Raw genomic sequence first — 9,023 nt, forward strand, 5'->3', positions numbered from 1 at the left:
GCCGGCCGCCGCCCAGGCCCTGCCGCAGGTGCAGGCGCTGCGCGCGGATCCGGCGCTGCTGGCGGCGCTGCCGCGGGTGCGCGATGCGGCCGGGGTGCCGGTCTACGTCATCGATCCGAACGGTTTCGTGGTGCTGCGCTATGCCCCCGGGTTCGACCCGGCCGGGTTGCGCGCGGACCTGGCGAAACTGCTGAAACTCCTGTGAGCCGCTTCCTATGACCTTGTTCGCGCGCCCGGCGCTGTTCCGGCATTTCCACCGCATGGCCTGGCTGGCGGCGCTGTTCACCGCCAGCACCATCATGTTCGGCTCGTTCGTGCGCCTGTCCGATGCGGGCATGAGCTGCCCGGATTGGCCGACCTGCTACGGCCGCATCACCTGGCCGCAGACCAGTGCCGAAGCCGATACCCACGCCGCCAGCAAGATCCGGCCGCTGGAGACGCACAAGGCGTGGCGCGAGCAGATCCACCGCTTCCTGGCCGGTGCGCTGGGCGTGGAAGTGTTGGTGCTGTCGCTGCTGGCGGCGCGGCGGCGCCGGCTCGGCATCGCCCAGATCGTCACGGCGGCGGCGCTGGTGGCGCTGTCGATCCCGCTGTACATGTCCGGCTGGCCGGGGCTGGCGATGCTGGTGGCGGTCGGCGGCGAGGCGATCCTGCTGCTGGCGGCGCTGCGCTGGTCCAACGACGACCTGGCCCGTGCCGCGGTGCTGACCCTGTCGGTGGTGATCTTCCAGGCCCTGCTGGGCATGTGGACGGTGACCCTGCTGCTCAAGCCGATCGTGGTGATGGGGCATCTGCTGGGCGGCCTGCTGATGTTCTCGCTGCTGGTGTGGATGGCCTGGCGCGCCACCCATCTGCCGATCACCCTGGCCGATGCGCCGCGCCTGAAGTGGCTGCTGCGCCTGGGCGTGGCGGTGCTGGTGCTGCAGATCGCCCTGGGCGGCTGGGTCAGCGCCAACTACGCGGCGTTGGCCTGCGGCGGCGGCAGCTGGTCGGCCGACAACTTCCCGCGCTGCGTCAGCCAGTGGTGGCCGCCGCACGATTTCCGCGAGGGCTTCACCCTGTGGCGCGGTATCGGCGTGGACTACGAAGGCGGCGTGCTCGACGGCGCGGCGCGCATCGCCATCCAGATGGCGCACCGGATGATGGCGATGGTGGTGGCGGCCTACCTGCTGTGGCTGAGCTGGCGCCTGAGCCGCACGCCGGGCATGCGCGGCTGGGCCGCGGCGCTGGCGCTGCTGCTGGTCGCGCAGGTGTGCCTGGGCATCCTCAACGTCAAGCTGGCGCTGCCCCTGCCGGTGGCGGTGCTGCACAACGCCGGCGCGGTGGCGCTGCTGTTCGTGCTGGTGTCGTTGCTGGCGCGCTTGCGGGCGCCGCAATGAGCGCGCATCGCGTCCACTGGCGCGACTACTGGGACCTGACCAAGCCCAAGGTCGTGGCGCTGATCGTGTTCACCGCCCTGGTCGGCATGTGCCTGGCGATCCCGGGGCTGCCGACCTGGGCGCAGGTGCGCACCGGCCTGCTCGGCTTCTTCGGCATCTGGCTGGCGGCCTCGGCGGCGGCGGCGATCAACCAGCTGCTGGACGCGCGCATCGATGCGCAGATGGCGCGCACCTCCTGGCGTCCGCTGGTGGTGGGCAAGGTGCTGCCGTGGCAGGTGCTGCTGTTCGCCACCCTGCTGACGGCGCTGTCGATGACCGTGCTGGTGGTGTGGGTCAACGGGATCACCGCGGTGCTGACCTTCGCCTCGCTGATCGGCTATGCGGTGATCTACACGGTGTTCCTCAAGCGCACCACGCCGCAGAACATCGTCATCGGCGGCCTGGCCGGCGCGGCGCCGCCGCTGCTGGGCTGGGCCGCGATCACCGGCATGCAGGGCCAGTGGGACTGGGCCTATGCCTCGCTGTTGGTGCTGATCATCTTCGTGTGGACGCCGCCGCACTTCTGGGCATTGGCGATCTTCCGCCGCGCCGACTACGCCAAGGCCTCGATCCCGATGCTGCCGGTCACCCATGGCGTGGCGCATACCCGCCGGCAGATCCTGGTGTACACGGTGCTGCTGGTGGTGGTGACGCTGCTGCCGGTAGCGGTGGGCATGAGCGGGGTGTTCTACCTCGGCGGCACCCTGGTGCTGGACGCGGTGTTCCTCTGGTACGCCTGGCGCATGCTCGACCCGCCGGACGAGATGTTCTCGATGCGCATGTTCGGCTACTCCATCGTGTACCTGATGGCGCTGTTCGCGTTCCTGCTGGTCGATCACTGGATCGCCTGAACGGCTTGTTCAGCTTTCCGCTCAAGTGTTGCCGGTCGCGGTCGTTACCAGGCGAACGACCAAGATCGGCAAAGCCGCGGAGACATCCATGTGGGGCAAGAGCAAGCAAGACGCGGCGAAGCTGCAGGCACTGACCGAGCGCCTGCGCGAGGCCGAGGCCGAGCGTGACCGCGCCCGTGCGCAGGCCGACAGCGCCCTCGCCAATCTGGACGACATGCGCGTCCGTTTCGACCTGGTCACCAAGGCGACCACCGACGGCCTGTGGGAAATGCGGGTGATCGCCGGCGATCCGGTCAACCCCGCCAACGAATTCTGGTGGTCCTCGCAGTTCCGCGCGATGCTGGGCTTCTCCTCCGAGCTCGACTTTCCCAACGTACTCGACAGCTGGGCCTCGCGCCTGCACCCGGACGACAAGCAGGCCACGCTGGACGCGTTCGCCGCGCACCTGGGCGACCGCAGCGGCCAGACCCCGTACGACGTGGACTACCGCCTGCAGCTGAAGAACGGCCAGTACCGCTGGTTCCGCGCGATAGGCACCACCCAGCGCGACGCCCAGGGCTTACCGCTGCGGGTGGCCGGCGCGCTCACCGACATCACCGAGCGGCGCGAGCGCGAGGCGTTCCTGGACATCGTGCTGACGCGCTTCGAGCTGGGCCAGCAGATGCTCAACGACGGCCTGTGGGACATGAGCGTGACCGCCGGCGACCCGATCAACCCGGCCAACGAGTTCTGGTGGTCGCCGCAGTTCCGCGCGTTGCTGGGCTTCGCTTCCGAGGCCGAGTTCCCCAACGTGCTCGACAGCTGGTCCTCGCGCCTGCATCCGGAGGACGCGGAATTCGCGCTCAATGCCTTCGCGTCGCATATCAACGACCGCACCGGCCGGACCGGCTTCGACATTCAGTATCGGATCAAGCTGAAGAGCGGTGAGTACCGCTGGGTCCACGCGCGCGGCCTGACCAAGCGCGCCGCCGACGGCACCCCGCTGCGTGCGGTCGGCGCGTTGCTGGACATCCATGCCACGCGTCAGCTCGGCGAGGCGGCGCACACGCTGCAGACCGCGGCCGCGGAGATGGTCGAGGACAACAACGATCTGGCCCGGCGTACCGAGCAGCAGGCCGCGGCGCTGGAAGAGGCGGCCAGCTCGATGGAGGAGATCACCGGCACCGTGCAGCGCAACGTCGAGCACGTCGGTCACGCCAACCGCCTGGTGGATGGTGCCAGCGACGTCGCCCAGCGCGGTGGCGAGGTGGTGCGCGACGTGGTGCAGACCATGGCCGGCATCGAGAGCGCCTCGCGCAAGATCGCCGACATCATCAGCGTGATCGACGGCATCGCCTTCCAGACCAACATCCTGGCGCTGAACGCGGCGGTGGAAGCGGCGCGTGCGGGCGAGCAGGGCCGTGGTTTCGCCGTGGTCGCCACCGAAGTGCGCAGCCTGGCGCAGCGCTGCGCCGATGCGGCCAAGGAAGTGCGCGGCCTGATCGCCAGCTCCAGCGAGCAGGTCGATCGCGGTTCGGCGCTGGTCGCACGCGCCGGCGCCACCATGGAAGAACTGCTCGGCTCGGTGCGCGAGGTGCAGCGCATCATGACCGACATCGCCGGCGCCAGCCGCGAGCAGAGTGCCGGCATCGGCCAGGTCAACCAGATCGTGGTGCAGATGGACACCGCCACGCAGCAGAACGCGGCGCTGGTCGAAAAGATGGCCGAAGCGGCGCGCGCGCTGGAAAACCAGGCCAGCGGCCTGAACGCGCATACCGCCAAGGAGCAGCAGCGCGCGGCCAACCAGGCGCCGGTGCGCGTGGCGGCCTGATCGGGAGCGGCCCAGCCCACGGCGCGTCTGCCGCGTCGTGGGCGTGAGGGGGGCTGTCGCGTCCTGCGACGCGGCAGATCCGCCGGGTCGGGAGCAGGCAGCTGTGCAGGCACCGGCGGTCGCCGCCGGCGCAGTGCCCTGCCGTGGTGCGCGAGGCGCCTCTCGCGCTCACCCCAACCAATGCTGGCAGCCGTCGCCTGCCTGGCTGCCGCAGCTTTGCTGCATCTTGTGCTGCAGCCGCGCGAGCACCGCGCTGCCGTCGTGGCCCTTGCTCCAGGCCTGCAGGGTCTTGGCCAGGGTATCGAAACGCTGCCGGGTGCGCTGGTGATAGCCGTCGGGCTGGCCTGCCAGTTCTCCGATCACCCGGCCGGCGGCCGCCTCGATCGCCGCCGCGTTGTCCGGCTGTAGCCGGACCAGCCCATCGACATAGAGCACGCCCCACTGCACGCGGGTGGCCGGGCCCTGCGCGCTCTCGTAGGCCTTTTTCAGCCAGAACAGCGCCGTCTGCTTGTCGCCGCGCGCCTCGGCCAGGCCGGCCAGTTCCGGCATGTAGTAGTACGGGGTCTTGCTGCGCTGAAGCTCGGCCAGCAGCAGTTGTTCGGCACCGGCGCTGTCGCCGGCGCCGTCCAGCAGGCCGGCGGCGCTGCTGATCGTGGACTGGCGTTCGTAGTCGGTCCTGGCGGCCTGCTCGGCCCAGTGCACGCGCTGCTGCACCTTGGCGACCACCGCCGGCGGCAGCGGCGGATGCGGACCGTCGCCGGCCTCGGCCGGCTGGCCTTGCGCCAAGCGTGCCAAGGCGATGTCCGCGGCGGCGGTGTCCAGGCGATCGCTGATCGGCAGGCTGCTGTCGGCGTAGACCTGGTCCAGCGCATGGGTCAGTGCGGCGGACAGCGTGTTGCGCTCGGCGGCGTCGCTGGCCGCGGCCTGCACCAGTTCGCGCGCCGCATAGGTCAGCGTGCTGCGGTTGGCGCGCACTTCGGCAGGGTCGGCCAGCACCGCCTGCAGCAGTTCGCGGTCGGCGGCGCGGTGCTTGGCGTCCACCTTGGCAGCCTTGGCCGGATCCTGTGCGGCCAGCGCCAGCAACGCGAAACGGCGTTGCAAGGCCGGCTGCGGCGCGGCCGCGGCCAGGCGCGTGAGCACGTCGGCCGCCTGACCCGGCTTGACCAGTTGCGCCGCATCCACCGCCCAGCCGTATTCGCCGAGCAGGGTCCAGTCGTCGGCGCTGAGCGTGGCCGGCGCCTTCAGCGCTTGCTGCAGCAACTGCGCCGAGGTGGTGGTGCGGGTCGCGGCCACGCGCAGGGCCTCGGCCAGGCGCACGGTATCGCTGTCCCCGGCCAGGCGGGTGATCTCGCTGCGGTCCGGGCGCAGCACGATGATGGTCGGATAGCCCTTGACGCCGAAGCGCTCGCCCCAGGCCTGCGCGCCTTCCGAATCGCCGTCCAGATGCACCGCGACGAAGGCGCGGGTGCGGGCAATGAACGCCGGGTCCTTGAACAGCGTGGCCTTGAGCCGATTGCAGGGCGGGCACCAGGCCGCACCCCAGTACAGCAGCACCGGCTTGTCGTGTTCGCGCGCTTCGGCGAAGGCGTCGTCGACGTCGCCCTCGCGCCAGGCGATGCCGGCGCTGTCGGCGGCAGGCGCCGCTGGGGCGGCCTTGGGCGCGGCCGGCGCGGGCGGTTGCTGGCAGGCACTCAGCGCCAGCAGCGCGGCCAGGCTGGCGGAGATCGTCGCGGAACGGCGGAACATGCGGCTCATGGGGGCACCGGGAGGGGAGGGAGACACGGCGCCGGCCGTGCCGGCCGTCTACTGTACGCAGCCGTTGCCGTCATCGCTCATGCCGGCTGCGCATCTGCATATGCCGCCCGTGCAGGTGCTGCGCGGCGCATGACACGCGCTTGCGGCCCGCGTCGGCGCGGCGTGCCGGCCGGCGCCCGCGACCGCCCCTTGCCGTTCGCCGCTAGCCGGTCGCTTCTGCCTTCGCCGCGCGCGCGTAGCGTTGCGCGATCACCGCGCAGACGATCAGCTGGATCTGGTGGTAGATCATCACCGGCAACACGATCGCGCCGAGGCTGCCGCTGGCGAACAGTACCTTGGCCATCGGCACGCCGGTGGCCAGGCTCTTCTTGGAGCCGCAGAACACGATCGGAATCTCGTCCTCGCGGGAAAAGCCCAGGCGCCGTGCGCCGAAGGTGATCAACGCCATCGCCAGCGCCAGCAGCACCGCGCCGACTACGGCGACGCCGAGCAGCGCCGGCAGCGGCGTCTTGCGCCACAGGCCTTCGACCACGGCGGCGCTGAACGCGGTGTACACCACCAGCAGGATGGTGCTCTGGTCGGTGTAGCGCAGCACCGCGCGGCGGCGTTCGACCCAGCCGCCGATCCAGCGCTGCAGCAGATGGCCGGCGACGAACGGCACCAGCAGCTGCAGCATGATCTTGCCCATCGCCTCCAGCGGATTGGACATGGCGTTCTGCGCGTCGGTCAGCACGCCCATCAGCAGCGGCGTCAGGAACACCCCGAGCAGGCTCGACAGCGAGGCGCTGCACACCGCCGCCGGCACGTTGCCGCCGGCCATCGAGGTGAAGGCGATCGACGACTGCACCGTGGACGGCAGCGTGCACAGGAACAGCACACCGATGTACAGGTCCGGGGTCAGCAGCCAGTGCGACAGCGGCTTGAACAGCAGGCCCAGCAGCGGGAACAGGATGAAGGTGGCGGCGAAGATGGTCAGGTGCAGCCGCCAGTGCAGCGCGCCGGCGACGATGGCCCCGCGCGACAGCCGCGCGCCATGCAGGAAGAACAGCGCGGCGATCGCCAGATCGGTGACCACGTCCATCACCGACGCCGCGCGCCCCTGCACCGGCAGCAGCGAGGCCAGCAGCACCGTGCACAGCAGCGCCAGAGTGAAGGGTTCGATGCGCAGGCGCGCAAGCCAGGACTTGATCATCGGGGAAGGTCGAGCGGTGGGGAGTCGTGCATTTTAGAAAGCATGGCGCCCGCACGCGAATCCGGACGCACGGCGTAGACAACTCGCAGACATGTTGCGGTGACGGCCGTTTCGGTCAAATGCGCGTACCGGCAGCTTGCTAGATTGCGGCCACCCGGTCGATGGGGAGCGCGCCGGGCACGCAGGCGCGTCGTGCACGCGTTTGTGCTTCCCGCTCCTCCAGGCATTGCCACGGACTCGGAGCTTGCATATGTCGTACGACCAGTATCAGACCGTTTTTGCGCTTTCGACATTGGCTAATTGGGTCAGTACCCAAAAGGGAACAGCGGTACAGCTGCAGGCCGCCTACCAAGCAGTGCTACAAAATACGCTGGCGTCGCAGCCGGCGAAGAATGCCATCGGCAGCTGGGAGTTGGTCTGGGGACCGCAGGTGTGGCAGATGGATGGTTCCGACCTTTCGGAAAATGCGATGTTCGTAGCCAAGGCGAGCGACGTGGGCGCTATCGCCGGAGACGTGTACGTCGTGGCGATCGCAGCTACCAACCCGAATTCTCTTTACGACTGGCTGATCGAGGATTTCAATGTGGTGCCGGTTGTGGACTTTTCCCACTTCAATCCACTAGACAAGAGTCCGCCGACCAGGGCCGTGTGGCCATGGGCGCCGAATGTCCCCTTTATCTCGATGGGAACTGCTCTGGGAGTATGGCATCTGCTGCAGATGGTCAGCCCGGCCAAGGCGATGGCGCCGGGTAAGAGCCTATGCGATTTCCTGCAGAGTGTGGCGCATAGCGATGCTACGGTGATCTTCGCCGGACATAGTCTTGGCGGTGCCTTGTCGCCGACTATGGCGTTCTGGCTCAAGAATGCTAACAAACTCAGTGGATACAAGGCGGTGTATTGCTATCCCACCGCTGGTGCCACGCCGGGGAATGGAGTGTTCGCGCAGGCGTATGCAAAGGCGCTTCCGGCGGAACCATCCGGTGCCACGGGATATCAGTCGTGGAATTGCGATCTGTGGAATACGCTTGATGCGGTGCCGCATGCCTGGAGAATAAACATGCTGGGCGATATCAAGACGAAGTTGTACGGAAATGTGTCGATCCCCGACGTCAATCACTTTGTCGATTTTGCGATCGCCAGTTCGTTGGCATCGCGCATTGGTTATGCGCAGATCCCCAATCAGTCGCTTCCGGGAAAGGTAAGTGGTGATAAGCCGAGCGATTTTAGATCTTTCATGAATCAGGTGAGGATTCAGCACACCGATGCGTATGAGACGTTGATTGCGGCCAAGCTTCAGCCCGTGCTGCCGCCCTCGCATGCGCTTCAGACCACAATGCGTGATAGCGAGGCGCAATTGGATGCCCTGGCCGCGCGGATGGAAGCGGAGCGCGAGGAACTGGCCGAACGTTTCTCAAAAGCGCGCGAGGCGTTGGGCGTGACCGATCCTGCAAAGTCGACGGCATAAGCGGAATCTGCGCCGATGCAACAGCGATGATCGGCACGACGGTCGCCGCCCTGCGCCGTATGCGGGCTGCAGCGCAGGTGAGTCCTCAATGCAGCCCCGCACGCGCCTTCAACAGTTCCCGCAGCTCGTACTTGTCGGTCTCGTCCAACCCTTGCGCGCGCTGCTTGGCCTGCAGTTCGTCCAGGCGCTGCTGCAGCGTCTGCTTTTCCAGCTGCACGACCACGTCGTGCAGTTCCTGGCGCCAGCTGGCGGTCTCGCCGGCGATCTCCTGCACCGCCAGCTTCTGCAGTGCGGCCAGTTCCTCGCGTTCGTGGAAGTGTTCGAGCAGGGCGCCGGTGGTGATCTCCGGGCGCGCATGCACGATCTGCAGCAGTTCGATCATCAGCTCGATGCCGGGCAGGCGCAGGCCGGCGAACGGGTAGGGCGGCGGCAGGTCCAGCGCCAGCGACGGCGCCTGCAGCAGGCGCACGATCCCCTCGCGGACCAGGCTGCGCTTGTGCGCCGGGCGCGGCGCGCGCGGCGGCGGCCGGCT

The 9,023-nt window shown here is 68.6% G+C and carries 6 protein-coding genes and 2 pseudogenes; 5 read left to right on the plus strand and 3 right to left on the minus strand.

Annotation, left to right across the window (positions count from 1 at the left end; genetic code table 11):
• The 4 genes and pseudogenes from D588_RS0101325 to D588_RS0101340 all read left to right on the plus strand — a co-directional run.
• A pseudogene (locus tag D588_RS0101325) lies at positions 1-205 on the plus strand (hypothetical protein); the annotation flags it as partial.
• A gap of 10 nt (positions 206-215) precedes the next feature.
• The gene (locus tag D588_RS0101330) at positions 216-1,379 is read left to right on the plus strand and encodes a COX15/CtaA family protein (protein WP_017914359.1); all 1,164 of its coding nucleotides are present in this window, start codon (positions 216-218) and stop codon (positions 1,377-1,379) included.
• Complete coding sequence (cyoE, locus tag D588_RS0101335) at positions 1,376-2,269, plus strand: heme o synthase (RefSeq protein WP_017914706.1); 894 nt, start codon at positions 1,376-1,378, stop codon at positions 2,267-2,269. The genes D588_RS0101330 and cyoE overlap by 4 nt, the downstream gene beginning before the upstream one ends.
• An 88-nt stretch (positions 2,270-2,357) precedes the next feature.
• Positions 2,358-4,079 (plus strand): methyl-accepting chemotaxis protein, encoded by a 1,722-nt coding sequence (locus D588_RS0101340; protein WP_017914707.1) that lies wholly within the window; start codon positions 2,358-2,360, stop codon positions 4,077-4,079.
• 168 nt (positions 4,080-4,247) lie between these two features.
• On the opposite strand, the gene D588_RS0101345 is transcribed toward D588_RS0101340, so the two are convergent.
• Together D588_RS0101345 and D588_RS0101350 are read right to left on the minus strand one after the other, a co-directional pair.
• On the minus strand, positions 4,248-5,834 hold the full coding sequence (locus D588_RS0101345; protein WP_017914708.1) for a thioredoxin family protein: 1,587 nt from the start codon (positions 5,832-5,834) through the stop codon (positions 4,248-4,250).
• A gap of 202 nt (positions 5,835-6,036) precedes the next feature.
• Positions 6,037-7,026 carry a bile acid:sodium symporter family protein gene (locus tag D588_RS0101350; RefSeq protein WP_017914709.1) on the minus strand — a complete coding sequence of 330 codons (990 nt, stop codon included), beginning with the start codon at positions 7,024-7,026 and terminating at the stop codon, positions 6,037-6,039.
• 250 nt (positions 7,027-7,276) lie between these two features.
• On the opposite strand from D588_RS0101350, the gene D588_RS0101355 reads away from it, so the two are divergent.
• Complete coding sequence (locus D588_RS0101355; RefSeq protein ID WP_017914710.1) at positions 7,277-8,491, plus strand: hypothetical protein; 1,215 nt, start codon at positions 7,277-7,279, stop codon at positions 8,489-8,491.
• 85 nt (positions 8,492-8,576) lie between these two features.
• Here D588_RS0101355 and D588_RS0101360 read toward each other — a convergent pair.
• Positions 8,577-9,023 (minus strand): annotated as a pseudogene (locus D588_RS0101360) (DNA primase); the annotation flags it as partial.

The sequence above is a fragment of the Xanthomonas sp. SHU 308 genome (genome assembly GCF_000364645.1).
Lineage (GTDB): Bacteria > Pseudomonadota > Gammaproteobacteria > Xanthomonadales > Xanthomonadaceae > Xanthomonas_A > Xanthomonas_A sontii.

Excerpts from the sequence above, each read along its gene's own strand:
- D588_RS0101355 (WP_017914710.1), top strand. The coding sequence starts at position 7,277 with ATGTCGTACGACCAGTATCAGACCGTTTTTGCGCTTTCGACATTGGCT.
- cyoE (WP_017914706.1), top strand. The coding sequence starts at position 1,376 with ATGAGCGCGCATCGCGTCCACTGGCGCGACTACTGGGACCTGACCAAG.
- D588_RS0101350 (WP_017914709.1), bottom strand. The coding sequence starts at position 7,026 with ATGATCAAGTCCTGGCTTGCGCGCCTGCGCATCGAACCCTTCACTCTG.
- D588_RS0101330 (WP_017914359.1), top strand. The coding sequence starts at position 216 with ATGACCTTGTTCGCGCGCCCGGCGCTGTTCCGGCATTTCCACCGCATG.
- D588_RS0101340 (WP_017914707.1), top strand. The coding sequence starts at position 2,358 with ATGTGGGGCAAGAGCAAGCAAGACGCGGCGAAGCTGCAGGCACTGACC.
- D588_RS0101345 (WP_017914708.1), bottom strand. The coding sequence starts at position 5,834 with ATGAGCCGCATGTTCCGCCGTTCCGCGACGATCTCCGCCAGCCTGGCC.